General features: G+C 65.8%; 21 protein-coding genes. 12 read left to right on the forward strand and 9 right to left on the reverse strand.

The window, feature by feature from the left end; translation table 11 throughout:
- Nucleotides 1-18: 18 nt before the first annotated feature.
- The 3 genes from PU724_RS18665 to PU724_RS18675 all read right to left on the reverse strand — a co-directional run bounded on the left by PU724_RS18665 (nucleotide 19) and on the right by PU724_RS18675 (nucleotide 3,564).
- On the reverse strand, nucleotides 19-1,812 hold the full coding sequence (locus tag PU724_RS18665; protein ID WP_354420402.1) for a TRAP transporter large permease: 1,794 nt from the start codon (nucleotides 1,810-1,812) through the stop codon (nucleotides 19-21).
- A complete protein-coding gene (locus tag PU724_RS18670) occupies nucleotides 1,809-2,414 on the reverse strand; it encodes a TRAP transporter small permease subunit (RefSeq protein ID WP_354420403.1) in 606 nt (201 codons plus the stop codon). Before PU724_RS18670 ends, PU724_RS18665 begins: the two co-directional genes overlap by 4 nt.
- Before the next feature lie 244 nt (nucleotides 2,415-2,658).
- Complete coding sequence (locus PU724_RS18675) at nucleotides 2,659-3,564, reverse strand: branched-chain amino acid ABC transporter permease (protein WP_128273370.1); 906 nt, start codon at nucleotides 3,562-3,564, stop codon at nucleotides 2,659-2,661.
- Nucleotides 3,565-3,717: 153 nt separating this feature from the next.
- Between PU724_RS18675 and PU724_RS18680 the strand changes: the two genes are divergently transcribed.
- The 10 genes from PU724_RS18680 to PU724_RS18725 all read left to right on the forward strand — a co-directional run bounded on the left by PU724_RS18680 (nucleotide 3,718) and on the right by PU724_RS18725 (nucleotide 15,748).
- A complete protein-coding gene (locus tag PU724_RS18680; RefSeq protein WP_354420404.1) occupies nucleotides 3,718-4,326 on the forward strand; it encodes a CGNR zinc finger domain-containing protein in 609 nt (202 codons plus the stop codon).
- Nucleotides 4,319-4,849, forward strand: coding sequence for a hypothetical protein (locus tag PU724_RS18685; RefSeq protein WP_354420405.1), 531 nt, complete (start codon nucleotides 4,319-4,321; stop codon nucleotides 4,847-4,849). Before PU724_RS18680 ends, PU724_RS18685 begins: the two co-directional genes overlap by 8 nt.
- Before the next feature lie 205 nt (nucleotides 4,850-5,054).
- Complete coding sequence (locus PU724_RS18690; protein ID WP_354420406.1) at nucleotides 5,055-8,519, forward strand: indolepyruvate ferredoxin oxidoreductase family protein; 3,465 nt, start codon at nucleotides 5,055-5,057, stop codon at nucleotides 8,517-8,519.
- 92 nt (nucleotides 8,520-8,611) lie between these two features.
- Complete coding sequence (locus PU724_RS18695) at nucleotides 8,612-10,927, forward strand: putative bifunctional diguanylate cyclase/phosphodiesterase (RefSeq protein ID WP_127282908.1); 2,316 nt, start codon at nucleotides 8,612-8,614, stop codon at nucleotides 10,925-10,927.
- A gap of 167 nt (nucleotides 10,928-11,094) precedes the next feature.
- Nucleotides 11,095-11,850, forward strand: coding sequence for an N-acyl amino acid synthase FeeM domain-containing protein (locus PU724_RS18700; protein ID WP_245478321.1), 756 nt, complete (start codon nucleotides 11,095-11,097; stop codon nucleotides 11,848-11,850).
- A gap of 173 nt (nucleotides 11,851-12,023) precedes the next feature.
- Entirely contained in the window at nucleotides 12,024-12,173 is a 150-nt protein-coding gene (locus PU724_RS18705; protein ID WP_126057002.1) for a DUF3096 domain-containing protein, read from the forward strand.
- A gap of 166 nt (nucleotides 12,174-12,339) precedes the next feature.
- Nucleotides 12,340-12,564: an aa3-type cytochrome c oxidase subunit IV gene (locus PU724_RS18710; RefSeq protein WP_126057003.1), complete on the forward strand. Its 225-nt coding sequence runs from the start codon at nucleotides 12,340-12,342 to the stop codon at nucleotides 12,562-12,564.
- 85 nt (nucleotides 12,565-12,649) lie between these two features.
- Complete coding sequence (locus PU724_RS18715; protein ID WP_354420407.1) at nucleotides 12,650-13,930, forward strand: Re/Si-specific NAD(P)(+) transhydrogenase subunit alpha; 1,281 nt, start codon at nucleotides 12,650-12,652, stop codon at nucleotides 13,928-13,930.
- Nucleotides 13,930-14,349: a proton-translocating transhydrogenase family protein gene (locus PU724_RS18720; protein WP_127282905.1), complete on the forward strand. Its 420-nt coding sequence runs from the start codon at nucleotides 13,930-13,932 to the stop codon at nucleotides 14,347-14,349. Before PU724_RS18715 ends, PU724_RS18720 begins: the two co-directional genes overlap by 1 nt.
- A 1-nt stretch (nucleotide 14,350) precedes the next feature.
- A complete protein-coding gene (locus PU724_RS18725) occupies nucleotides 14,351-15,748 on the forward strand; it encodes an NAD(P)(+) transhydrogenase (Re/Si-specific) subunit beta (RefSeq protein ID WP_354420408.1) in 1,398 nt (465 codons plus the stop codon).
- A gap of 111 nt (nucleotides 15,749-15,859) precedes the next feature.
- On the opposite strand, the gene PU724_RS18730 is transcribed toward PU724_RS18725, so the two are convergent.
- From PU724_RS18730 to PU724_RS18755, 6 genes are read right to left on the reverse strand one after another with little or no spacing between them, the layout of a single operon-like run.
- A complete protein-coding gene (locus PU724_RS18730) occupies nucleotides 15,860-16,321 on the reverse strand; it encodes a MarR family winged helix-turn-helix transcriptional regulator (RefSeq protein ID WP_127282916.1) in 462 nt (153 codons plus the stop codon).
- The gene (locus PU724_RS18735) at nucleotides 16,318-16,902 is read right to left on the reverse strand and encodes an amino acid synthesis family protein (protein WP_354420409.1); all 585 of its coding nucleotides are present in this window, start codon (nucleotides 16,900-16,902) and stop codon (nucleotides 16,318-16,320) included. Before PU724_RS18735 ends, PU724_RS18730 begins: the two co-directional genes overlap by 4 nt.
- A complete protein-coding gene (locus PU724_RS18740) occupies nucleotides 16,895-17,779 on the reverse strand; it encodes a UPF0280 family protein (protein WP_127311659.1) in 885 nt (294 codons plus the stop codon). Before PU724_RS18740 ends, PU724_RS18735 begins: the two co-directional genes overlap by 8 nt.
- The gene (locus PU724_RS18745; protein ID WP_354420410.1) at nucleotides 17,776-19,320 is read right to left on the reverse strand and encodes a 6-hydroxynicotinate reductase; all 1,545 of its coding nucleotides are present in this window, start codon (nucleotides 19,318-19,320) and stop codon (nucleotides 17,776-17,778) included. The genes PU724_RS18740 and PU724_RS18745 overlap by 4 nt, the downstream gene beginning before the upstream one ends.
- Complete coding sequence (locus PU724_RS18750; RefSeq protein ID WP_354420411.1) at nucleotides 19,317-22,112, reverse strand: molybdopterin-dependent oxidoreductase; 2,796 nt, start codon at nucleotides 22,110-22,112, stop codon at nucleotides 19,317-19,319. Before PU724_RS18750 ends, PU724_RS18745 begins: the two co-directional genes overlap by 4 nt.
- Nucleotides 22,109-22,969, reverse strand: coding sequence for an FAD binding domain-containing protein (locus PU724_RS18755; RefSeq protein ID WP_292100610.1), 861 nt, complete (start codon nucleotides 22,967-22,969; stop codon nucleotides 22,109-22,111). Before PU724_RS18755 ends, PU724_RS18750 begins: the two co-directional genes overlap by 4 nt.
- A 258-nt stretch (nucleotides 22,970-23,227) precedes the next feature.
- Between PU724_RS18755 and pncA the strand changes: the two genes are divergently transcribed.
- Both pncA and PU724_RS18765 read left to right on the forward strand, forming a co-directional pair.
- The gene (pncA, locus tag PU724_RS18760) at nucleotides 23,228-23,842 is read left to right on the forward strand and encodes a bifunctional nicotinamidase/pyrazinamidase (RefSeq protein WP_127309082.1); all 615 of its coding nucleotides are present in this window, start codon (nucleotides 23,228-23,230) and stop codon (nucleotides 23,840-23,842) included.
- Nucleotides 23,843-23,975: 133 nt separating this feature from the next.
- Nucleotides 23,976-25,301, forward strand: coding sequence for a sodium:proton antiporter (locus PU724_RS18765; protein WP_407045966.1), 1,326 nt, complete (start codon nucleotides 23,976-23,978; stop codon nucleotides 25,299-25,301).
- The last annotated feature ends 46 nt before the right edge of the window (nucleotides 25,302-25,347 follow it).

Below are 25,347 nucleotides of genomic sequence, written 5' to 3' on the forward strand. Positions count from 1 at the left end.
ACTGTCGGGCCTCCCCCATCAATTGAAGTTCGGCGGCTGCGACAGATCGGGCGCCGGTGCCGCCGGCGTGGCGGGCGGCGTGTCTCCGAAGCTCGGTGGCTGGGACAGGTCGGTGGCCGGCGCTGCCGGTGCCGCCCCGCCAGAGGCCGGAGCCGCGGCGCCATCCGCCGGCGGCGTGCCGAGCGGCGACAGGCCCGGCATCTGCGGCAACTGGATGTCGATCGTGCCCGGATCAACCGCCGCGCCCTTGTAGTGCATCACCATTTGCGGGAAGGCGATGGTGAGCCCGATCATGATCACCTGGATGCAGACGAAGGGCACCGCACCCCAATAGATCTGGCCGGTGGTGACCGGCGCGATCTGCTTGCCAGTGATGCGGTCGAGATAGGGCACGCGCGCGGCGACCGAGCGCAGGTAGAACAGCGCGAAGCCGAAAGGCGGATGCATGAAGGAGGTCTGCATGTTGACGCCGAGCAGCACACCGAACCAGATCAGGTCGATGCCGAGCTTGTCGGCGGCTGGCGCCAGCAGCGGCACGATGATGAAGGCGAGCTCGAAGAAATCGAGGAAGAAGGCCAGCACGAAGACCAGCGCGTTGACGCCGATCAGGAAGCCGACCTCGCCGCCGGGCAGTGAGATCAAGAGATGTTCGACCCATCTTTGACCGTTGACGCCGTAAAAGGTCAGCGAGAAAACGCGCGCGCCGATCAGGATGAACAGCACGAAGGAGGACAGCCTGGTCGTCGAGGCCAGCGCCTGCTTGATGACGTCCAGCGACAGCCGCCCCTTTGCCGCCGCCATGATCAATGCGCCGACGGAGCCCATGGCGCCGCCCTCGGTCGGGGTGGCGATGCCGAGGAAGATGGTGCCGAGCACCAGGAAGATCAGCGCCAACGGCGGGATCAGCACGATGATCACCTGCTGCGCCAGCCGGGACATCATGTTGATGTTCAGGCCCTTGTCGGCAATCGCCACGACATAGATCAGGATCACGCCAACGCAGGCGCCGAGAATGTCGGCATTGTCGCCATGCGCCGGCGCCAGATAGCGATAGGCGGCGTAGGACACAGCGACCGCAACCGCCAGCGCCACGATCAGCGACACCACGCCATGGCCGAGCGTGCGGGCTTCGAGCGGCAGGGCCGGCATCGATTTCGGCCGGACGATCGACATGATCAGGATGTAGAGCATGTAGATGCCGGTGAGCACGAGGCCGGGAATCAGCGCGCCGGCATACATGTCGCCGACCGAGCGTCCCAACTGGTCGGCGAGCACGATCAGCACCAGCGAGGGCGGGATGATCTGCGCGAGCGTGCCCGACGCCGCGATGACGCCCGACGCCACACGGCGGTCATAGCCGTAGCGCAGCATGATCGGCAGCGAGATCAGGCCCATGGCGATGACCGACGCCGCCACGACACCGGTGGTCGCCGCAAGCAGCGCGCCGACGAAAATGACGGCATAGGCAAGGCCGCCGCGGATCGGCCCGAACAGCTGGCCGATCGTGTCGAGCAGGTCCTCGGCCATGCCGGATCGCTCCAGCACGATGCCCATGAAGGTAAAGAACGGGATCGCCAGCAGCGTGTCGTTCGACATCACCCGGTTGCCGTAGAAGTTTTCCGGCAGCGCATACAGAAGTGGCCAGTCGAGTGTTATCGCCCCGCCCGAATGAGACGACAGCAATACGCCGATGCCGAAAAACAGCAGCCCGTTGGCTGCGAGCGAGAAAGCGACGGGGTAGCCGATCAAAAGGAAGATGATCAGCGAGGCGAACATGATCGGCGCCATGTTCTGGGCGATGAACTCGATCATGGACGCACCTCGCCGGCCAGCGCCTTGGCTTCTTCGGCGAGTGCCTTCGCCTCGAGTTCGGCCTGCTCATGCGCAGAAATGAACGGATTGGGATCGTCCATGTCACCGCGCATGATGGCTATCTTCTTGATGATCTCGGAAATGCCCTGCAGCGCCAGCAGGAAGAAGCCGACAAGCAGGATCGCCTTCGCCGGCCAGACGATCAGCCCGCCGGCATTGGTCGACATTTCGCCGCTGCGGAAGGACAACGACACATAGGGAACGAAATAGATCACCATCAGGGTGACGAACGGCATCAGGAACAGCGTGTGACCGAGCAGGTCGATCCAGTGCTGCACCCGGCGCGAGAACATGCCGTAGACGATGTCGATGCGGATATGGTCGTTCTGCTTCAGCGTATAGGCGGCGGCCAGCATGAAGGCGGCGCCGAACAGATACCATTGCAATTCAAGCCACGCGTTCGACGATATGTCGAAGACCTTGCGGATGATCGCGTTGCCGGCGCTGACCAGGATCGCCAGCAGGATCAGCCACGACACCCATCTGCCGATGAACTCGTTCACACGGTCGATCGTTCTGGATAGAGCGAGCAGCCCTGCCATGCATTTCCTCCCTCCGCGCATCGGCCCGAAAATCGGTTTCGATTTCCGGAAATCGCGATGCGCAATTCAAAATGTCGGAGGCGCGCCGGCTCCCCTTATTTTCCGACGTGCCGCAGTGGCCCAACGGTATGCCGTGCGTGGCACGGCGGGTCAACACGGCAGAGGGGCGGTCAACATGGTTGTGAGACGGGGACGCCGGCAAACCGCCGGCTAGCGGGGCACGATGCAACCAAAGTCTGATAGGTCAGGCGATTTTCTGCTGGTCGCGACCGGCGCCGATCAGCACCAGCATAGCGACGAGGAACAGATACATCCAGGCATCGCGCCATTCGAGCGGGAAATAGCCGGCCCACAGCGATTCGGCCATGCCGAAGGCGGCGGCACCGAGCGCGGCGCGCGGCGGCGAGAGATAGCCGCCGACCGCCGTCACGAACAGCACCTTCAACCCGTAGACCAGGCCGGTGCCGAAGCTGATGTTGCCATAGTAGATGCCGGCCAGCACGCCGGCGAGCGCGGCGCAGAAGCCGCCGAGCAGAACCGCCTGGCGGAAGACCGAGCGCACGTCGACGCCGCACATCGCCGCCGCCCTGGGATCGTCGGAGACGGCGCGCCAGGAGCGTCCGAACCGGGAGCGGGCGAACGCCCAGGCGGCAAGCGCGATGGCCGCCAGCACGGCGGCGCAGTCGAGCAGCTGGATCAGCGTCAGCGTCGCCTTGAAGCCGTCGTGCTCGGCGAAGACGACCGGCACGGCCAGCATCGGCGGCAGCCACAGGTCGTGCGTGTCGGCGGCGATGCGGCTTGACTCCGAAAGCACCAGCAATACGCCCAGCGTCGTCACCACGATGGCGTTGGGCGAGCGGTCGGCCAGCGGCTCGAAGACGTTGCGCGACAGGACGCGGCTGATCAGCGCCGCATAGAGGAAGGCCGCAAGCACGCCGAGCGCGACAGAGGCATAGAGCGTCAGCCAAAGCGCCTGGTAGCCGAAGGCGGCGGCAAGAATCATGGCGTGGCCGCAGAAGGCGAAGACCGCGCCATAGGCGAGGTTGGTGCGGTGCAGGATGCCGTTGGTCAGCACATAGCCGAAGGCGAGAAGCGCATAGAGCGCGCCCGAATGCAGCCCGTTCAGAACCTGCTGGAAGAAATAGAGCATGCGCGAACCTCGGAGCATGTCGCCCAAAAGTGCCTAGCGGTTTTGGGGCGACGGCATGCTCGAAACAGGGGTCACGGCAACTTGCGACCCTGCGCGGAACGTTGCATTCGGAATCTAACTTGTCAAACGCGATTTATCGGTTAGATTTCTGTCATGACGGTATCCTGGACCCCGCACCGCTTCACCGGCGGCATTCTCGCGCTCGACACCGCGAACACCGTCGTGCTGCGCAACGACCCGGAGAAGACCTTCGACCGTTTCGACAATCGGGCCGAGATCGCCCGTTTCGCCGAGGCGGCGAGCGGCTTCCGCGCCACCGAGCTCGGCGGTCGCAAGCTGGAAGCGCCGGCGCCCGAGGCGATCGCACCGGTGGTGCTGTCGATCCGCGAGACCACCGACCGCCTGTTCCGCAACGCGGTGGCAAAGGGCGCAATCGCCACCGGCGACCTGCCCGATTTCCTGGCGGCCTGCGCCGACGGACTGGCGCAAAGCCGCACCGAAATCGGCGCTTCGGGGCAGCCGTTCGGCGACCCGGCGACACCGATGGCCTTCGAGTCGGCGCTGGCCGTCTCGGCGCTGTCGCTGCTGCGCGAGGAGACGGTCGCGCGGCTCAGGATCTGTCCCAACTGCAGTTGGCTGTTCGTCGACCGCAGCCGCAATTCCAGTCGCCTCTGGTGCGACATGGCGGTGTGCGGCAACCGGCAAAAGGCAAACCGTTATTATCGCCGCCGCACGGCGGCCAGGGAGGCTACCGATGTCTAGGACAAATTCGCGCTCGATCGTTCTCGGCGCCGCTCTGCTGGCGGTGGCAGTGCTTGGCGCCTGCCGCGATTCCGGCAAAGAGCAGCTGTTCGCCATTTCCGGCAAGCTGTTCGAGTTCAATTACCGGCTGGGCATCGCCACCTATGTCGTCACCCTCAACCCGCTGCGGCCGATGGGAGAAGGCCAGGTTGCCGTGGTCAGCTTCCAGAACCCGGCCGGGGGAGATCCGATCATCGTCAACCAGAAGATCTGGCCCAAGCTGCCGCATATAACGCTGACCAGCCCGCCGCTCACCTGCGTAGTCAAGGACAAGCCCTATTCGATCTCGATCCGCATCGAGGACGCCGATGGCACGCTGCTGCAGAGCTTCGAGACGACGCTGACCTCGTCGATGGATCAGTCGGTGCTGCCGGACCGTCCGCTGGTGGTCGGGCCGGTCTACGAGCTCAACAAGGACATGATCGGCCATGTCGACGGCAAGCTGCCGGGCGAGCCCAAGCCCGATTGCTCGAAGGCCGCCTGAGGTTCAGGGGCCGGAATTTTCGTGCTCGGCTGAACCGCCCCCGGTACCGTTGCATGCGTCAACCGCCGCCGATTTGACCGTTTGTTGCGCGTCGCCTGGCACCTGCGATTTCGTTTGACCTCTCCGGCAAGGGGAGAAAGACTGCGGCGTCCCACTCCGACGTAGGCCGCGCGATTCCGTGCGCCCTCCGCGAAGGAAATGCCTGATGACGCTGCATGACGTCGCGCTCGACGACAAGTTCAACCTTGGCAAGGAGCGCATCTTCCTTTCCGGCGCGCAGGCCGTCATCCGCATGCTTCTGATGCAGCGCGAGCGCGATCGCCGCACGGGGTTGAACACCGCCGGCTTCGTCTCCGGCTATCGCGGCTCGCCGCTCGGCGGCCTCGACATGCAGCTGTGGAAGGCCAAGAAGCAGCTGGCGCAGTCCGACATCGTCTTCCAGCCCGGCCTCAACGAAGAGCTTGCCGCCACCGCCTGCTGGGGCACGCAGCAGGCCGAATTGCTGGGCGAAGGCACGCATGACGGCGTCTTTTCGGTCTGGTATGGCAAGGGGCCGGGCGTCGATCGCTCCGGCGACGTGTTCCGCCACGCCAACCTCGCCGGCTCGTCGAAGCATGGCGGCGTGCTTGCCCTGATGGGCGACGACCACATGGCCGAATCGTCGACCAACGCGCACGCCACCGAATTCCTGTTCGTCGACACGATGGTGCCGATCCTCAACCCGGCCGGCGTCCAGGAGATCATCGACTACGGGCTCTACGGCTTCGCCATGTCGCGCTTCGCCGGCACCTGGGCGGCGATCAAATGCGTCAAGGACAACATCGAATCGACGGCCTCCGTCGACGCCTCGCTGGAGCGGCTGAACATCGTGGTGCCGCCGTTCGACATGCCGCCCGCCGGCCTCAACATTCGCCACGAGATCGACATGCTCGGCCAGGAGGAGCGGCTGCATGAGTACAAGCGCAACGCGGCCTCCGCCTTCATCCACGTCAACGGGCTGAACCGCATCATCTATTCCGGCGGCCGCAATCCGAAGCTCGGCGTCATCACTATCGGCAAAAGCTATCTCGACGTACGCCAGGCGCTGGAGGATATCGGCATCGACGAGGCTGCGGCCAACCGCATCGGCATCCGCCTGTTCAAGGTCGGCTGCCCGTGGCCGCTCGACCTGCAGCATGTCGCCGACTTCGCCCGCGGCCTCGACACCATCGTCGTCGTCGAGGAGAAGCGCTCGCTGATCGAGGTGCAACTGCGCGAAAGCCTCTACGGCACCGCCAGCCAGCCGGCGATCGTCGGCAAGAAGGACGAGCGCGGCGACTGGCTGTTCCCGGCCAAGGGCGCGCTCGATCCGAACGAGATCGCGATCGCGCTCGGCGAGCGGATCCTGCGCACCATCGGCCCGTCGGAAGAGATCGCGGCGCGGGTGGCGAAACTGCGCCAGTTCCAGGCCATGCTCGCCGATACAGTCGACATCGGCTCGCGTACGCCCTTCTTCTGCTCCGGCTGCCCGCACAATTCCTCGACCAAGGTGCCGGACGGGTCGCTGGCCGCCGCCGGCATCGGCTGCCATTTCATGGCTCTGTGGATGGACAGGAACACCGTCGGCTTCACCGCGATGGGTGGCGAAGGCGCGCAGTGGGTCGGCCAGGCGCCATTCTCGAAACGCGACCACATCTTCCAGAATCTCGGCGACGGCACCTACAATCACTCCGGCGCGCTGGCGATCCGCTTCGCGCTGTCGAGCGATGCCAACATCACCTACAAGATCCTCTACAACGACGCTGTGGCCATGACCGGCGGCCAGCCGCATGAGGGCGGGCTGACCGTCGACATGATCGCCAGGCAGGTGCGGGCCGAAGGCGTCGAGCGCATCGCCATCGTCACCGACGAGCCGGACAAATACGCGGGGAAGGCCGACTTCCCGGCAGGCGCGACCATCCATCACCGCGACGACCTCGACCTCGTCCAGCGCGAATTGCGCGGGGTCAAGGGCATCTCCGTGCTCCTCTACGACCAGACCTGCGCCGCCGAGAAGCGCCGCCGCCGCAAGCGCGGGACCTTCCCCGACCCCGACAAACGCATCTTCATCAACGAGCTGGTGTGCGAGGGCTGCGGCGATTGCGGGGTGCAATCCAACTGCGTCTCGATCCAGCCGGTCGAGACCGAATTCGGCCGCAAGCGACGCATCGACCAGTCGAGCTGCAACAAGGATTTCTCCTGCGTCAACGGCTTCTGCCCGTCTTTCGTCACCGTGCACGGCGCCAAGATCAGGAAGGCCGAGGGCATCGCCGGCAAGACCGACCCGCTCCATGGCGTGCCCACCCCGGCCGAGTTCCCCCTCGGCGCGCAGGGATGGGCCGGGATCATCGACGGCGTCGGCGGCACCGGCGTCGTCACCATCGGCGCGGTGCTCGGCATGGCGGCGCATCTCGAGGACAAGGGCTGCGGCATGATCGACATGGCCGGCCTCGCCCAGAAGGGCGGCTCGGTGTTCACCCATGTGCGCATCGCGCGCACGCCGGACGACATCCACGCCATCCGCGTTTCGGCGGGGAAGGCCGACCTGGTGCTCGGCTGCGACCTCGTCGTGTCGGGCGCGCAGAAAGTGCTGGCTGCGGTGCGCGAGGGCCATACGATCTTCCTCGCCAACACCGCCGAGATCATGCCCGGCGAATTCACCCGCTCCGCAGACTTCTCGCTGCCGGTCGAGCGGCTGAAAAAGGCGATCCGGACTGCCGCAGGCGAGGGCAAGGCGCATTTCTTCGACGCCACCCGCACCGCCACCCAATTGTTCGGCAACTCGCTCGGCGCCAACATGTTCATGCTCGGCTTCGCCTTCCAGCATGGCGGGCTGCCGCTGTCGGCCGAGGCGGTCGAGAAGGCGATCGAGCTCAATGGCGAGGCAGTGGCGATGAACGTCGCCGCGTTCCGCTGGGGCCGCCGCGCCGCGCATGAGCCGGATTTCGTGCGCGGCCTCGTCAGCCAGCCGGGCAAGGCGCCCGCCGAGACGCTGGACGAGATCATCGCCCGCCGCGTCGCCTTCCTCACCGCCTATCAGAACGCAGCCTACGGCAAGCGCTATGCCCAAAGGCTCGCCGCGCTGCGCCAGGCCGAGGGCAAGTCGGCGCCTGGCTCGACGGTGGTGACCGAGGCCGCCGCCCGGAACCTGTTCAAGCTGATGGCGATCAAGGACGAATACGAGGTGGCGCGCCTCTATACCGCCGGCACCTTCGCCGCCGAGCTATCGAAACAGTTCCAGAGCTACGACAAGCTCGAATTCCATCTGGCGCCGCCGATGCTGGGCCGGCGCGGCAATGACGGCCGCCCGAGGAAATCGAATTTCGGCCCCTGGATGATGAAGGGGTTTCGCCTGCTTGCGGCGCTGAAAGGCTTACGCGGCACGGCTTTCGACATCTTTGGCCACAGCGCGGAAAGGCGCATGGAGCGGCAGCTCCTGGCACAGTACGAGGCCGACCTGGAGTTGATCGCCGGCGCGCTGGCGCCTGGCAGAATCGAGGCGGCCACCGCGCTTGCCTCGGTGCCGGCGCTGATCCGCGGCTACGGCCACGTCAGGCAGGCGAGCGCCGAAAAGGCCGTCGGCGAGCGTTCGAGGCTGCTGGAGCGCCTGGCGAAAGCGCCGGCAAGGTCGGAACTGCAGGCCGCCGAGTGACCCCAAAAGCGCCCGGAAACCAGGCGTTTCAGCCCAGGCTAAAGATTTTTTAATGGGACTATGGCAAGGCTGGGGCTCAATGGGCGCCAGTAATGGGCAGAACAAAAACCGATAACATCCCTGTGGATGTTTATATCCAGTTTGTGCGCTCGTTGTTCGACAACGCGCACATGCTGGTCATCGGCGCGAGCTGCCACGCCGTCGTCAGCCTCATGGTCTACTGGCGCAACGGCCAGCCGGTTTTCCTGGCGCTCGCCGGCGCGTTGCTCGGCGTCGGCGTCTGGCGCTACTTCAGCCTGCGGCGCTTCCATCGCTCGGGCGGCGAGATTCGCGACGCCGCCGATGCAACGAAATGGGAGCGCGAGTACATCCTGAAGGGTAGCCTGCAAGGGCTGCTGCTGGGGATTTTTTGCTTCATATCCATCTATGTCTACTCGGATTCCTATGCCGAGATCGGCGCGTTGTCGGTAACGCTGGCCTCCCTGGTGACCGTCGTTGGCCGAAATTACGGCTCGCCGCGCATGGTCATGATCTTCGCAGTGACCTTCGTCGGGCCTATCGCTGCCGCCCTCATTCTCAGGGTCGACATCCCCTATGTCGTGCTCGGCCTGCTGATCATCCCGTTCATGTTCATCATCAAGGGCAGTGCCGACCACGTCCGCAATGTGCTGTTCTCGGCCGTCGTCGGGCACAAGCAGGCAAGGCAGCTCGCGCAGCGCTTCAACCGCGCCCTCAACACCATGTCGCATGGCCTGGTCATGCTTGGCCCGGACGGCAAGGTGGTGGTCGGCAATGCCGAGGCCGCCCATCTGATGTCGCTGAAATCGCCGGAGCAACTGCTCGGGCGGTCGATCCATTCGCTGCTGATGCGCGGCGTTGCCGGCGGCATGCTGGCACCGAAGGACTGCCGCTATGTCGAGGCGCAGCTGACGCGCGCGCTGCGCGAGGGACGCGACCGCAAGGTGCTGGTGTCCTTCTCCAACGGCCAGCACTTCGAATTCTCGGCGCGCGAAGGCAGCCAGGACCTTGGCGTCATCACCTTCGAGGACGTCACCGCGCGTGTCGAGGCGGAGGAAAAGATCCGCTTCATGGCGCGCTACGACAACCTCACCGGCCTGCCCAATCGCGCCTATTTCCATGAGCTCGTCGGGGAACTGATGGCCTCTGGCGACCGGGATCGCCTGTGCGGCCTTTCGGTGGTCGACCTCGACGATTTCAAGAGCGTCAACGACACGCTCGGCCATCCCGTCGGCGACGGCCTGATCTACGCCGTGGCGGAACGGCTGGCGGCCGTTGCCGGGCAAGGCATCACCGTCAGCCGCTTCGGCGGCGACGAGTTCATGATCTTCTTCGATCGCATCGAGGACGAGAGCCATCTGACCGGCCTGCTCGACCAGATATTCGCCGACCTGCAGGGTGAAGTCGACGTCGCCGGTCACGGGCTGCGCATCCAGGCCAGCGCGGGCGCCGTGCTGTCCAAGGTCGCGGACACCGACGTCGATGCCATGATCGTCAAGGCCGACCTTGCGCTCTACAAGGCCAAGGAGCTTGGCAAGAACAACTGGCGGCTGTTCGAGGCGTCGATGGACGCCGCCTTCCGCAACCGCCAGCTGATGAAGGCTGACCTGCGCAGCGCCGTGGAAAGCAAGGGCCTGCGCGTTGTCTACCAGCCGATCGTGTCGATGCACACGATGCGCATCGCCAGCTGCGAGGCGCTCTGCCGTTGGGATCATCCCGATCTCGGGCCGATTTCGCCGAGCATCTTCATCCCGCTGGCCGAGGAGATGGGCATCATCTCCGAGATCAGCACCTTTGTGTTGCAGGCGGCCTGCGCCGAGTGCGCCAAATGGCCGGACCAGACCAGCGTCTCGGTCAATCTGTCCGCCAAGGATTTCCGCAACCACGACGTCATCCAGAAGGTCCGTGACGCGCTGGCCGCTTCCGGGCTCGCGGCGGGCCGCCTGGAGATCGAGGTCACCGAAACCGCGCTGCTCGACGACAAGTCGCTGACGCGGCAGTACATCGAGGAGCTGAAGCAGCTCGGCGTGCGCATCGCCCTCGACGACTTCGGCACCGGCTATTCGAGCCTGAGCTATCTGCACAAGCTGCCGCTCGACAAGATCAAGATCGACCGCTCGTTCCTGATGGACGTCACCCAGAACCCGCGCTCGCTCGACCTCCTGAAGGGCGTCGTCGATCTGACCCGGATCCTCGGTCTCACCGTCACCGTCGAAGGCGTTGAAACCTTCGAACAGCTCAAGATCCTGCTGCATTCGGTCAAGCCGGACCTGGTCCAGGGCTTCCTCTTCGGCGCCGCGCTGAGCGCGTCGGGCATCGAGACCATGTCCAACGTGACCTGGCCTTTCGCCGCTGAGTTGCGGCCGGCCGCGAAGCTCGCCGCCACCTGAAATATCCCGCGAAACGCCTCGAAGCCGCGCATCCTTTGGGTTTAACCATTTGTTAACGTTAATTTAGGGTAAACTCAAAAGCTCGGAATTTCGCTTCTGGTTCTTTCGCCTGTTCGCTATGGTCCTTTTGCGGCGGCACGAGGATTTACAAAGTGGAAGCTCAGTTGGTGGGTACGCCTCTGGCGGCGGCTAAAGCCAGGGGTCAGCAGCGTCCCTCGGTGTTTTCAGATCACATCATGGAAGTTCTGGAGCACATCGAGTATCGCCTTTGCGACGGCGCCGAAGACCTCGAGGCAATCTATCGGCTTCGCTACAATTCCTACCTTCACGCCGGCATGGTGAAGCCCGATGCTTCCCGCATGGTGAAGGACAGCTTCGACGACCTTCCCAATTGCTATCGCTTCGGCGTGTTCTTCGACGGCTCGCTGGTCAGCACCATCAGAATTCACCATGCCAACGCGAAGCATCCAGTTTCGCCCAGCACCGATGTCTTCGGCGACGTGCTGGCGCGGCGCCTGGCGGCCGGCGAGACCTTCGTCGATCCGAGCCGGTTCGCCGCCGATCTCGAATGGTCGAGCAGCCTGCGGGTGCTGCCCTATGTGACGCTGAGGCTCGCGGTGGTCGCCTGCAGCCATTTCAAGCCGACCTATTGCCTGACGGCGATCAAGGAAGAGCATTCCGCCTTCTATCATCGCATCTTCCGATCCGAGCAGGCGGTGCCGCCGCGGAACTATCCCGGCCTGACCGTTCCCGTGCATCTATTCCAGTCGAAGTGCTCCGAGAACATGCAGGCGACGCTGGACCGCTTCCCGTTCTTCAACTCCACGACGTTCGAACAGCGCATGCTTTTCCAACGCCCCAAGCGGGGCGAGTTGGCGCCGCTGACCATCCTGCCGACCGCCAAATATTTCGAGGCGGCCTGACTCCCGCGGCTTTTTTTGCGCCTGTCGCCGTGCCGAAACCCGCGACATTTTCTTCGGCGACATGCGTCGGCTGGAGCCTTCCGGGCGCGCCGGCGTTGTAAGTGGCGACAGCCACCACCTGCAGATTGTAACGCCGCAGATTGGTGATCACCGCTTTTGGAAAGGACCCCGACATGACCATTTCCGCGCTTACGCTGACCCCGTTGATCTCGCTGATCGCCGGCGTGCTGATCCTGGTCATGCCCAGGCTGTTGAACTACATCGTCGCGCTCTATCTGATCATCGCCGGCTTGCTCGGACTGTTCCCGCATCTCGCCGGCTGAAGGTCTGAAGGCCGTCATCGCCCCTTCACGGCCAGCGGGCCGGTCGGGGTCGCGGTCTTCAACTTTCCTTTGAGGCTGTTGTGCCGGGCGATGCGGCAATAGCGCCATTGCTCTGCGTCCAGCTTTTCGCTATGTGCCTCCAAGATGTCTTCGAAGGGGTATTCCTATGGCTGATCACACGCCGACCGGTCCTGTCGAACTGGGCGCGAAGATGGACTATGCCGAGCATGACCGCACCTATGCGGGCTTCCTGGCGCTGGCCAAATACGGTTCGCTCTTTTGCCTCGCCGTGATGATTTCGATGGCTTTCGGCTTCTTCGTGGGCGGCTTCTTCTCGGCGGTCATACTCTGGGCCGTGATCCTGGCCGCCGGCTTCTTCATTCTCCGGTAGACTTTCCAAACCCTTTGCCTCGGACGTCGCCGGAGGCCCCGGCCGGCGTCCCGCGCAGACAGGTTCCAGCCGAAAGGATCATGCGGTGGGGCAGACGGTTTTCATCCCTCGTGAGCTTGACGCGAACGAGCAGCGCGTTGCTGCCTCGCCGGACACGGTGAAGCGACTGGCCGGCCTCGGCTTCGAGGTGGTGGTCGAAAAAGGCGCGGGCACCGGCTCGCGCATTCCCGACCAGGACTTTGCCGCGAACGGCGCCAAGATCGGCACGGCCGGTGATGCCAAGAAGGCCGACGTGGTGCTGAAGGTGCGCCGCCCGACCGATGCGGAGCTGAAAGGCTACAAGCAGGGCGCCGCCGTCATTGCCATCATGGATCCTTACGGCAACGACGCGGCCGTCGCCGCCATGGCCAAGGCCGGCATCACCGCTTTCTCGATGGAGTTCATGCCGCGCATCACCCGCGCGCAGGTGATGGATGTGCTGTCCTCGCAGGCCAATCTCGCCGGCTACCAGGCGGTGATCGATGCGGCCGCCGAATATGACCGGGCGCTGCCGATGATGATGACGGCGGCCGGAACCGTGCCGGCGGCCAAGGCCTTCATCATGGGCGTCGGCGTCGCCGGCCTGCAGGCGATCGCCACCGCGCGCCGGCTTGGCGCCGTCGTCACCGCCACCGACGTGCGTCCGGCGGTGAAGGAACAGGTGCAGTCGCTCGGCGCGAAATTCCTGGCGGTCGAGGACGAAGAGTTCAAGGCGGCCGAGACGGCGGGCGGCTATGCCAAGGAAATGTCGAAGGAATACCAGGCCAAGCAGGCGGCGCTGACCGCCGAGCACATCGCCAAGCAGGACATCGTCATCACCACGGCGCTGATCCCCGGCCGGCCGGCGCCGAAGCTGGTCTCGGCGGCGATGGTCGCTTCGATGAAGCCGGGCTCGGTGATCGTCGACCTCGCGGTCGAGCGCGGCGGCAATGTCGAGGGCGCGGAAGCCGGCAAGGTCGTGACGACGGCGAACGGCGTCAAGATCGTCGGCCATCTCAACGTGCCGGGCCGCGTCGCGGCGTCGGCCTCGCTGCTCTACGCCAAGAACCTGTTCGCCTTCCTCGAGACGCTGGTCGACAAGGAGAGCAAGACGCTTGCCATCAAGCGCGACGACGAACTGGTCAAGGCGACCATGCTGACCGACGCAGGCCAGGTGGTGCACCCCAATTTCGCCAAGGCCGACCAGCAGCCACGCATTGAGCCGGCGGCTGTGCCCGCCACGACCCTGGTCGCCGAGGCTTCCGAGAAGAAGACGGCGCCCAAAAAGACCGCAGACAAGAAAACCGCTACGAGCAAGTCCGCTGCCAAGCCGAAGGGGATCGCGTGATGGACGCCTTGCAGAAAGCCCTTGACCAGCTCGACCAGGCAACCGCCGCCGTCAGGCTCGCCGTGCAGGACCTGGCCACAGCGCCCGGCGCCGAGGCGGCGGGTGATGCAGCCCATGCACTCTCCGGCGGCGCCATCGACCCCTTCGTCTTCCGCTTCGCCATCTTCGTGCTGGCGATTTTCGTCGGCTACTATGTCGTTTGGTCGGTCACGCCGGCGCTGCACACGCCGCTGATGGCCGTCACCAACGCCATCTCGTCGGTCATCGTCGTCGGTGCGCTGCTTGCCGTCGGCATCTCGGCCTCCGGCCTTGCCACCGGCTTCGGCTTCGTCGCGCTGATGCTGGTTTCCGTCAACATCTTCGGCGGCTTCCTCGTCACCCAGCGCATGCTGGCGATGTACAAGAAGAAGGACAAGTGACGTGAACGCCAACTTCGCTTCCTTCCTCTATCTGGTCTCCGGCATCCTGTTCATCCTGGCGCTGCGCGGCCTGTCGCACCCGACCACCAGCCGGCAGGGCAACCTCTACGGCATGATCGGCATGGGCATCGCCATTGCCACCACGCTGGCACTTGCCATTCCATCGGCCGGCGGCTTCGGCCTGATCGTGCTCGGTCTTGCCATCGGCGGTGGCGTCGGCGCGGTCACCGCGCGGCGCATCGCCATGACCTCGATGCCGCAGCTGGTCGCCGCCTTCCACTCGCTGGTCGGCCTTGCCGCCGTGATGGTGGCGGCCGCCGCGATCTACGCGCCGGAAAGCTTCGGCATCGGCACGGCGGGCGACATCCATGCCCAGGCGCTGATCGAGATGAGCCTTGGCGTGGCCATCGGCGCCATCACCTTCACCGGCTCGGTCATCGCCTTCCTCAAGCTCGACGGCCGCATGTCCGGCAAGCCGATCATGATCGGCGGCCGCCACTTCATCAACGCGGCGCTCGGCATCGCGCTGGTGGTACTGATCGTGCTTCTGGTCACCACCGAAGCCAAGCTGGTGTTCTGGCTGATCGTCGCCGCGTCGCTGGTGCTCGGCGTGCTGCTCATCATCCCGATCGGCGGCGCCGACATGCCGGTCGTGGTGTCGATGCTGAATTCCTATTCGGGCTGGGCCGCCGCGGCGCTCGGCTTCACGCTCGGCAACCTGGCGCTGATCATCACCGGCGCGCTGGTCGGCTCGTCGGGCGCGATCCTGTCCTACATCATGTGCAAAGGCATGAACCGCTCCTTCATCTCGGTCATCCTCGGCGGCTTCGGCGGCGCGACGGCGGCAGCGGCCGACGACGGCATCGAGCGCACCGTCAAGCAGGGCTCGGCCGACGACGCCGCCTATCTGATGATGAATGCGCAGAAGGTCATCATCGTGCCCGGCTACGGCATGGCGGTGGCGCAGGCGCAGCATGCGCTGCGCGAGATGGCCGACAAGCTCAAGGCCAACGGCGTCGAGGTCAAGTACGCCATCCATCCGGTTGCCGGCCGCATGCCCGGCCACATGAACGTGCTGCTCGCAGAGGCCAACGTGCCTTATGACGAGGTGTTCGAGCTCGAGGACATCAACTCCGAATTCGCGCAGGCCGACGTCGCCTATGTCATCGGCGCCAACGACGTCACCAACCCGTCCGCGCGCGACGACAAGTCCTCGCCCATCTACGGCATGCCGATCCTCGACGTCGACAAGGCCCGCACCTGCCTGTTCGTCAAGCGCTCGCTCGGCTCCGGCTATGCCGGCATCGACAACACGCTGTTCTACAAGGACGGCACCATGATGCTGCTCGGCGACGCCAAGAAAATGACCGAGGAAATCGTCAAGGCGTTTGATCACTGATCAAGCCGCAACCTTCTATAGGAAGGTTGTCGGCCCGGGCGGATCTCAGGACCCGGAATAAAGCCCGGCTTCGCGTCGGGCTTTTTCGTATCCAGGAACCGCCGCTGCCGGTTAGGCCAGCTTGGCCAGCAGGCGCATGAAGGTGGCGGCTTCCTTGGCCGATAGCGGCGCCAGCGTCTCCTCGGTGATGGCGCGGGCAAGCGGGATCAGCCGCTCGATCGCCTCGCGGCCCTGCGCCGTCAAATTGACCAGCAGGCGGCGCTTGTCGACCTCGTGCTTGGAAAGCTCGACCAGGCCGCGCGCCTTCAGCCGGTCGATGACGCCCTTCACGGTGGCGGCATCCATCGCGATCAGCGTGCCGAGCTGGTTCTGCGAGGTCTCGCCTATGTCGTGGAGCTTGGCCAAAGCCGCGAATTGCGGCGGCGTCAGATCGCCGATCTGCGAAGCGAAGATCGCCACATGGCGCTGATGCGCCTTGCGCAGGATGAAACCGACCTGGTCCTGCAGGTGATAGCCGTTCTCGTCCGGCTCCTCGGCTTCGACCAGCCGCAGCAGATTGTCCTCGCCGCTCATCTCAGCCCGTCCCATGCCTTGATGTCCTTGGCCGCGAGGCCGCCCATGCGGTCGTGCACGCGCGGGCCGCAGGTCATGGCGAGGCAAAACAGGATCTCGTCGGGACGCGGCCCATCGCTTATGCCGACCTCCATGGCGTCGAAATGGCTGCGCACATAGGCGGCGTTGATGTGGCCGAGCGGCACGTCCAACCGCGAACCGAAGGCGCCGACCTTCTTGGCCGACGGCACGATCGCCTTGGCATCGCCGAGCCGCTCGCGCATGGCGTAGCCGCCCGGCACATGCCACAGCGCGCCGTGCTCCAGTTCGCCGGCGGAGCCGACGATGGCGCCCTTGCCGTAGCCGTCGATCTGCTTGACGTCGCCGCCAAGCGCCGCAATCAGCCGATCGGCCAGCAGCAGCCCGAGCGGCTTCAGGTCGTCCATGGCGCTCTGCAGATCTTCGACGTAGCGGCCGGCGAAGGGGTTCTTCACCACCGCCAAGGCAGCGGCACGGCGGCGTGGCGCTGTCGCGACTGGACCGCCATCGTGAAAAATCTCTTCGGTCAGGACCGCGATCTTGCGGATCGGGAATTCAGGCATGGGCAGTTTCCTTCGCTTTATGCTTGTTGGGCGCGGCGAGCGCCACCGAACCACTGATGCGTGTCTCACCGGCAAGGAACAGCGCCGAGGCCGATATCAGGCCGCGCCGGCGAAAATCTTCGGCGACGGCAAGCCCGTTGTCCAGCGCCCGCGCCACTTCGCCCGGCGAAAGCGCGCCGACGCCCTGCGTCACCAGCCGGTCGCCAAGATCGCTGTCGGGTGCTAGATCGCGCGCCAGCGCCCGTTCGACCGCAGGGTGACCGGGCAGATCGACGGCGTTGGCGATCAGCGTTGCGGCGGCATCGGCGTCGGCGCCGGTCCGCGCCAGGACGGTGACGGCATCGGCGATACCCAGCGAGAACGAACGGCCGCGCCAGCCGCTGGTCGCCACGCCGCGAACGCCATCCTCGGCGCGTATGGTAACGCGATCGGCCATGCCATGCCCGGTGCCGGCAATGGCCGATATCATCGACTGGCCGCTGCTGAGATGGAGGGCGCAATCACCGCCATTGTTGACATAGGCGCGGTCCAGCCGGCGGCCGGCGAGCAGCGCCGCCAGAATTTCGTCGGCTACCGAACCGGCAACAGCGGCCATCGGGGTGATAAAGCATTCCGCCAGCGGCATGACGGCTGCTTCCATGCGGCGCGCCGTCGGCCCCGCGAAATCGCGCGGCGCCAGGAAGAATGCCGGGAGCCGCAATTCGGGAAGCTCTTTGACCAACTCAATCAGGATGGTCTCGAACCGCGCGACGGCCTGGGTGTACGCGGCCCGGCATTCATCCGGCTCGCCAAAGGCCTCGACGATCAGGTCGATCGGCCCATGGTTGAGATGGAGCCGCCGGCCGTCGGCAAGCCAATGCGCCTGCGGGCTGTTCATCCTCCGGCCCCGTTCGCCGCTGCCCGCCGCAACTGCGCCAGCGGCGGCCAGGGATTGTTGACGGGAGCGCCGGTGCCGCGGCGCGGGTTGAGGTACTCGCCACCCTTGGCGAGGATGTCCTCGACGCTGCGGATCTCGGCCTCGTAGCCGCCCAGCCTGACATAGTCGTCGCGGCGCAAGGTGAACTCGATCGGCGCCACCAGCGCCGGCGTCGGCACGTAACCGAAGGCGCCTTCCGGCACGCGGGTGACGTCGACCATCAGCGTGATGCCGCCGCCCGGCCAGACGTAGACCGGCGCGCCGCCGACGGTGACGTAAGTCCTCAGGCCCTGCACCGAGCGGGTCAGGTTGACCGGGTTCTCGGTGACGCCGGCGCGCAGCGAGCCGCCAGCGCCGCCGATGAACAGCACGGTGCAGAGCGCCGGCTCGCAATTGTCCTCGATCAGGCCGACGGACTTCTGCAGCCGCTCGGGGAACGGCTTTTCGACCGGCTTCAGGTCATCGTCGAGCTCGTAGTAGGCAAACTGCTCGCCGGTGGTGGAAACCATCAGCAGCGACAGGCCGGGCCGCGCGCCCTTCTTGGCGTTCCAGTCGCCCAGGATCGACAGCGGATCGGAGATCGAGGTGCCGCCCCAGCCGAGGCCGGGCTCCGAGACCTTGAAGTAGCGGCCAGGCGTCGAGCGACGGCCGATGATCTTGATGCCGGTGTCCTGCCAGCCCAGCACCTTGCCGGCCTGGTGCTCGGAAACGACGCCGGTGATGTGGTCGTCGACCACCACCACCTCGTCGACCAGCCCGCGCCATTGCGTGGCGAACATGCCGATGGTGGCCGAGCCGCAGCCGACGCGCATGCGATGCTCGACCTTGCCGTCGATGACCGGCGCCTTGCCGGCCTCGACGATGACGGTCGCGCCGCCATCGATGGTGAGCTCGACCGGCTTGCGGTTGCAGAGATTGAGCAGTGCATCGCAGGTGGCGCGGCCTTCCTGCTTGGAGCCGCCGGTCAGGTGATGCACGCCGCCCAGCGACAGCATCTGCGAGCCGTATTCGCCTGTCGTGACGTGGCCGATCGCCTCGCCCTCGACACGTACCGTCGCCGTCTCGTCGCCGATGTGGCGGTCGGTGTCGATCTTCACCTTGACGCCGCAGTAGGAGAAGATGCCCTCGGTAACGACGGTGACGAGATCGACGCCCTCGACCTCCTGGCTGACGATGAAGGGCGCCGGCTTGTAGTCGGGATAGGTGGTGCCGGCGCCGATCGCGGTGACGAAGCGGCGCCCAGTGTTGACCAGCTCGCCGTTCCAGGCCTCGCCCTCGGCGACGAACGGCACGACGGCGCCACCGGTCTCGGCGGCATGGTCGAGGATGGTCAGCGGATCCATGCGCACGATGCGGCCGCCGACATTGCCGTAGCGGTCGCAAGCGCCGGTGCGGCCGTCGGCGATGTAGCACATCACCGGGCAGGCATCGCAGCGGATCTTCTCCGCCACCTGCTTCTCGCCGGGGTCGTGGGTTTCGAAACGTTCGGCAAGCTCGCTCATCGGCGTGCCTCCTTGTCGCGGATCGCCGCGCGGATGCGGGCCGGTGTCGCCGGCACCTTGGTGACCAGAACGCCGGTGGCGTGGCGGATGGCATTGAGGATCGCCGGTGCGGTCGGGATCAGCACATGCTCGCCCAGGCCCTTGGCGCCGAAAGGTCCTTCCGGGTCCGGAACCTCGACCAATATGTGCTCGACCGGCGGCACGTCGCCGATGGTCGGGATGAGATAATCGTGCAGGTTCTCGGTGCGGCCGGGGATGTATTCCTCCATCAGCGCCATGCCGATGCCTTGCGCGATGCCGCCCTCGATCTGGCCTTCGACCAGGACGGGATTGATGGCCTTGCCGACATCGTGCGCGGCGGTGATCCTGATCAGCTTCACGGTACCGAGCTTGAGATCGACCTCGAGTTCGGCGATCTGCGCGCCATAGCCGTAGACGGCGTAGGGCTTGCCCTGGCCCTTGGCGTCCAGCGGCAGCGTCGGCGGGTCGTAGGTTTCTTGCGCAACGAAGACCAGTCCGGCGGCGTCAGCCTTCAGCTCAGACAGATCGATGCGCCGCGCCGCGTCGCCCTCGCGGATGAAGATGCTGACGCCGTCGAGCGCGAGGGTCGCACGGTCAGAGACATTGGCGAAGCGCAGGATCTGCTCGCGCAGTGCCCTGCCGGCCTTCTCGGCCGCCTTGCCGGTGACGAAGGTCTGGCGCGAGGCGGACGTCTTGCCGGCATCCGGCGTGATCGCGGTATCGGCGCTCTTCAGTTGGAATTTGTCCAGCGGCAGGCCGAGCGCGTCGGCGCAGATCTGGGTGATGACGGTGTTCGATCCCTGGCCGATGTCGACGGCGCCCTGATGCAGCACGACCCCGCCCGCGGCCGAGATGCCGACCTTGATCGTCGAGGGGTTGGGCAGCGAGGTGTTGCCGCAGCCATACCAGCAGGAGGCGACGCCGACGCCGCGCTTTCTGTCCTCGCCGGCGGCGTTGAACGCCTCGGCCTCGGCCAGCGCGCGGGCCCAATGCGGGCGAAGCGATTCCAGGCATTCGCCGATGCCGACGCCCGATTCAAGGCGCTGTCCGGTCACCGTTTCGGAGCCGTTACGAAGGCAGTTTTTCAAGCGGAAATCGAGGCGATCCAGGCCAAGCTTGCCGGCCAGCTCGTCGTAGAGCGTCTCCTGCATGATGGTCGCCTGCGGCACGCCGAAGCCGCGGAACGCGCCGGAGATCGGGCCGTTGGTGTGGATGGCGCGACCCTCGGCACGGTAGTTGGGCGTCAAATAGGGGCCGGAGGCATGCACCGGAACGCGATTGGCGACCGTCGGCCCCCAGCTGGCATAGGCGCCGGTGTTGAAATCGCCGGAAAAGACCATGCCGGTGACGCGGCCTTCGGCATCGGCGCCGACAGTTGCCTGCATCTCGGCGGGATGGCGCTTGGTGGTCGAGATCATCGATTCGTTGCGGGTGTAGGCAAGGGCCGCGGGCCGGCCGGTCTTCATCGCCACCAGGCCGATCAGCGGCTGCAGCGAGACGTCGAGCTTGGAGCCGAAGCCGCCGCCGGTGGCGGTCGGCACGATGCGCACCTTGTCGACGGCAAGACCGAGCACCTTCGCCGTGTCGTCACGGTCCATATAGGGCGCCTGCGTACAGGCGACGACGACGAGCGTGTCGCCGTCCATGTAAGCATAGCCGGCTTCCGGCTCGATATAGGCGTGCTCGACATAGGAGGTTTCGATGACGCCGGACGCGGTGACGGCGGCGCCGGCAAGCGCTGCGTCAGGATCGCCGCGTTCGACGAAGCCGGAGGTGAGCAGGTTCGCCGGACGGTGCCGGTGCAGCAGCGCCGCGCCATCGGCTTTCGCATCCGAGGGCTGCAGGACATGCGGCAGCTCGGTCCATGAAACCGGAAAATCCGTCAGATCGAGATCGAGGATCGTTTCGCGCTCGCCCGCCACCAGCGCAACCGCCTCGCCGCGAAAGCGCGCGACGCCTTCCGCGAGCGCCGGCTGGTCGGCAAAGGGACCGATGACGCCGAAGCAGTTGTGGCCCGCAATGTCGGCGGCGGTGAAGACGCCGGCGATGCCGGGACGGGCGTCCGCCCAGGCCCCGATGTCGCCGAAGGCGAAGCGGGCACGATAGTGCGGCGAGCGGACCACCAGCACGGCGAGCGCATCGGCCGGAAAGGAGTCGCCGCCGAATTTCTCATCGCCGGTGACCTTCGGCACGCCATCGAGGCGGATCGGCGAGGCGCCGACGGCGCGACCCGTCTCGGGCATGCGATGGTCGAGCCCATCGACGTGCCGCCAGGCATCCATCACCGCCGCCACGATCTTCCGATAACCGGTGCAGCGGCAGAGCACGCCGCCCAGCGCGTCCTGGGTCTCGGCTTCGCTGGGCTGCGGATTGCGTTCGAGAAGCGCGGTCGCCGCCACCAGCAGGCCCGGCGTACAGATGCCGCATTGCGCCGCGCCGTGCTCGAGGAAGGAAGCCTGCAGCGCCGACAGCCGGCCATTGGCAAGACCCTCGACCGTGGTCACGGTCGCGCCCGACACGGAGGCCGCCGGCACCAGGCAGGCGCAGACCGGGTTGCCGTCGACCAGCACGGTGCAGGCGCCGCAATCGCCGGCATCGCAGCCGACCTTGGTGCCGGTCAGCCCCAATTCGTCGCGCAGCACCTGGGAAAGGCGGCGGACCGGCGGCACGGAGACGCTGACGGCGGCGCCATTGACCTCGAAGGCGATGTCGGCGCGGTCCATGCCCGTGCCGGACTGGTCTACGCTCACAAGAGGCTGAACCTGGCTCATGCGGCCACCTTGTCGCCAGCAGCGTGGCCTATGGCGCCGGCGACCGCGCGGACGACGATCTCGCGCGCCGCATCGAGCCGGTATTCGGCGCTGCCGCGCACATCGCCGATCGGCGACAGTTCGTCGATCGGCGCGGCGAGCACCGCGCCGGCAAGGGCTTCGTCGGCCGGCAGGCCGAGCAAGGCCGCCTCGACGCCCGCGAGCCGCCTGGCGACCGCCGAGCAGGCGCCGACGGCGATGGCCGCTTCAGCGACGGCGCCATCGTCGACGACAAGGCGCGCCGCCGCCATGGCGATGGAGATGACCAGATAGCGTCGGGCGCCGAGCTTGACGAAGGCAGATGTGCCGGCAGCCGCCGGTTTCAGGATGCGAATGGCGGTGACCATCTCGTCCGATGCCAGGGCGGTGCGGCGATTGCCGAGAATGAACTCGCCGAGCGGCAGATGCCGCGTCGCCTTCGCCGACCGCAACTCGACATCGGCGTCGAGCACCAGCAGCGCCGGCACGCCATCGGCGGCGGGCGAAGCGTTGCAGAGATTGCCGACGATGGAGGCGACATTCTGGATCTGCACGGAGCCGACATCCCGCGCCGCCGCCTTCAGCGCATCGAAGGCCGCCGGAAGCGGTTGGCGGACGAGGTCGGTCCAGGTGGTGCGCGCGCCGATCCGCCAATGCGCCTCGCTTTCCGCGATTCCTCGCAGCGCTGTCAGGCCGTTGATGTCGAGGATGTTGTCGCGAAACGGCTTGTTGCCTTGCGCCGGGTAAAAGTCCGTGCCGCCGGCCAGGATTCGCCAGCGATCCTCGCCAAGCAAGGCGAGCGCCTCGTCGACCGTGGTGGGTTTCGCGTAACGGATCACGCTTTGCCTTCCCAGAAAGGGGCCCTTGCGAGGGAACCTGCCGGCGTCCCACCGGCCAAAATTCATTCGTATGCAAATGATATCAAGTCGGCAGGAATTGTCAAAGCCGGAGTTTCCTGTCGCCGCACAGGCTGACGGTCTCAACGCGATTGTTATGCCGCTGGAGGTTGACGCCGCCCGCCATCTGGTCGAGTTTCTGCGTCCGGTCGCGACAGCGGCATTCTATCAAAGCCTACGCCGAGACGAGAAGGAGGCCCCATGGCCGACGAAGCGCTTGTTGTCATCGACCTGCAGAACGACTTCTGCCCGGGCGGCGCGCTGGCGGTGGCCGGCGGCGACGAGATCGTGCCGCTGGTCAACGACCTGATCCGCCGAACCGACCACGTCGTGCTGACGCAGGACTGGCACCCCGCCGGCCATTCGAGCTTCGCCTCCAGCCATCCCGGCAAGCAGCCCTTCGAGACCATCGAGATGCCCTACGGGCCGCAGACGCTGTGGCCCGACCATTGCATCCAGGGCAGCCTCGGCTCGGACTTTCATTCCGGGCTTGCCTGGACCAAGGCGGAGCTGGTGATCCGCAAGGGGTTCCGCCCGGCGATCGACAGCTACTCGGCCTTCTTCGAGAACGATCACACGACCCAGACCGGCCTGGCCGGCTATCTGCGCGAACGCGGCGTCGACACGGTGACGCTGGTCGGGCTGGCGACCGACTTCTGCGTCGCCTTTTCGGCGCTGGACGCGGTCAAGCAGGGCTTCAAGACAACCGTGCGGCTAGACGCCTGCCGCGGCATCGACCTCAACGGCTCGGTCAATGCGATGCTGAAGCGAATGCGCGAGGCCGGCGTGGTGCTCGAAGACCACTTGTCGGACTGACCGGACTGTGGAGCGTCGAGGAGGCTTCAAACAATTGGCGAGGACACTGGCGGCAGGCCTACCCGCCCTGGCTGTCCTTCTGTTTCCGCAATTCGCCTTCGCAGCGGCGGACCACGAACTGCCCGGCGCGGCGATGTCGCTCTGGTGGGTGCTGCCATTTGCCGGCCTGCTGTTGTCGATCGCCACCGGCCCCCTGCTCTTCCACCATGTCTGGGAGCATCACTACGGCAAGATCGCGGCCGGCTGGGCGGCACTGGCGGTGGTGCCGCTGGCGATCGCCTTCGGCATCCCTTCGGCCATGGAAGCGGTGCTGCACACGCTGCTCACCGAATACATGTCCTTCATCATCCTTTTGTTCGCGCTCTACACGATTTCGGGCGGCATCCTGCTTGCCGGTAACATCCACGGCACGCCCCTGGTCAACGCCGGGCTTCTGCTTGCCGGCGCGCTGCTTGCCTCGGTGATCGGCACGACCGGCGCCTCGATGATCCTGATCCGGCCGATCCTGCGCGCCAATGACAACCGGCCGTTCAACGCGCATGTCGTGATCTTCTTCATCTTCCTGGTTTCCAACATCGGCGGCTCGCTGACGCCGCTCGGCGACCCGCCGCTGTTCGTCGGCTTCCTGCGCGGCGTCGACTTCTTCTGGACGACCGCCAATCTCTGGCGCGAGACGCTGTTCACCGGCGGCCTGGTGCTCCTGGTCTTCCTGGCGATCGACACGATGCTGCACCGACGCGAGGCCGGTATGCCGAAGATCAAGGATCCGACGCCGGACAAGACCGTGCGCCTGCGCGGCGTCGCCAACCTGCCGCTGCTGGCCGGCGTCATCGGCGCGATCCTGCTCTCCGCAACCTGGAAGCCGGGCGTCAGCTTTTCCATCTTCGGCGTCGGGCTCGAGCTGCAGAACCTGGCGCGCGACGTCGTCATCCTGGCGCTTGCGTTCGCCTCGCTCGCCGTCTCGCGCAAGAGCCATCGCGAGGCGAACGGCTTCACCTGGGGGCCGATCGCCGAAGTGGCGAAACTGTTTGCCGGCATTTTCATCGCAATCGTGCCGGTGATCGCCATCCTGAGAGCCGGCCATGATGGCGCGCTGGCGCCGCTGGTCGCGCTGGTCACCTCCGATTCCGGCCAGCCCAACGACCTCGCCTATTTCTGGCTGACCGGAGCGCTGTCGTCCTTTCTCGACAATGCGCCGACCTATCTGGTGTTCTTCGAGCTTGCCGGCGGCGATGCACAGCGCCTGATGGGCGAATTCGCAACCACGCTTGCGGCGATCTCGGCAGGCGCGGTGTTCATGGGCGCCAACACCTATATCGGCAATGCGCCGAACTTCATGGTCTATGCGATTGCCAGGCATCGCGGCGTGAAGATGCCGGGCTTCTTCGGCTATATGGCGTGGTCTGGAACGGTGCTGATCCCGACGTTTCTGATCGCGGGATTTCTGTTCTTCGGTTGAGTTCGGCGGCCACCGGCATGGGGGTCGCTGGCGGCGCTTGCGTATG

The organism is Mesorhizobium abyssinicae (assembly GCF_049887195.1).
GTDB classification, from domain to species: domain Bacteria; phylum Pseudomonadota; class Alphaproteobacteria; order Rhizobiales; family Rhizobiaceae; genus Mesorhizobium; species Mesorhizobium abyssinicae.

Excerpts from the sequence above, each read along its gene's own strand:
- PU724_RS18690 (WP_354420406.1), top strand. The coding sequence starts at position 5,055 with ATGACGCTGCATGACGTCGCGCTCGACGACAAGTTCAACCTTGGCAAG.
- PU724_RS18740 (WP_127311659.1), bottom strand. The coding sequence starts at position 17,779 with ATGAACAGCCCGCAGGCGCATTGGCTTGCCGACGGCCGGCGGCTCCAT.
- PU724_RS18745 (WP_354420410.1), bottom strand. The coding sequence starts at position 19,320 with ATGAGCGAGCTTGCCGAACGTTTCGAAACCCACGACCCCGGCGAGAAG.
- PU724_RS18750 (WP_354420411.1), bottom strand. The coding sequence starts at position 22,112 with ATGAGCCAGGTTCAGCCTCTTGTGAGCGTAGACCAGTCCGGCACGGGC.
- PU724_RS18735 (WP_354420409.1), bottom strand. The coding sequence starts at position 16,902 with ATGCCTGAATTCCCGATCCGCAAGATCGCGGTCCTGACCGAAGAGATT.
- PU724_RS18670 (WP_354420403.1), bottom strand. The coding sequence starts at position 2,414 with ATGGCAGGGCTGCTCGCTCTATCCAGAACGATCGACCGTGTGAACGAG.
- PU724_RS18765 (WP_407045966.1), top strand. The coding sequence starts at position 23,976 with ATGTCGCTCTGGTGGGTGCTGCCATTTGCCGGCCTGCTGTTGTCGATC.
- PU724_RS18665 (WP_354420402.1), bottom strand. The coding sequence starts at position 1,812 with ATGATCGAGTTCATCGCCCAGAACATGGCGCCGATCATGTTCGCCTCG.
- PU724_RS18695 (WP_127282908.1), top strand. The coding sequence starts at position 8,612 with ATGGGCAGAACAAAAACCGATAACATCCCTGTGGATGTTTATATCCAG.
- PU724_RS18710 (WP_126057003.1), top strand. The coding sequence starts at position 12,340 with ATGGCTGATCACACGCCGACCGGTCCTGTCGAACTGGGCGCGAAGATG.
- pncA (WP_127309082.1), top strand. The coding sequence starts at position 23,228 with ATGGCCGACGAAGCGCTTGTTGTCATCGACCTGCAGAACGACTTCTGC.
- PU724_RS18675 (WP_128273370.1), bottom strand. The coding sequence starts at position 3,564 with ATGCTCTATTTCTTCCAGCAGGTTCTGAACGGGCTGCATTCGGGCGCG.
- PU724_RS18680 (WP_354420404.1), top strand. The coding sequence starts at position 3,718 with ATGACGGTATCCTGGACCCCGCACCGCTTCACCGGCGGCATTCTCGCG.
- PU724_RS18685 (WP_354420405.1), top strand. The coding sequence starts at position 4,319 with ATGTCTAGGACAAATTCGCGCTCGATCGTTCTCGGCGCCGCTCTGCTG.
- PU724_RS18730 (WP_127282916.1), bottom strand. The coding sequence starts at position 16,321 with ATGAGCGGCGAGGACAATCTGCTGCGGCTGGTCGAAGCCGAGGAGCCG.
- PU724_RS18720 (WP_127282905.1), top strand. The coding sequence starts at position 13,930 with ATGGACGCCTTGCAGAAAGCCCTTGACCAGCTCGACCAGGCAACCGCC.
- PU724_RS18705 (WP_126057002.1), top strand. The coding sequence starts at position 12,024 with ATGACCATTTCCGCGCTTACGCTGACCCCGTTGATCTCGCTGATCGCC.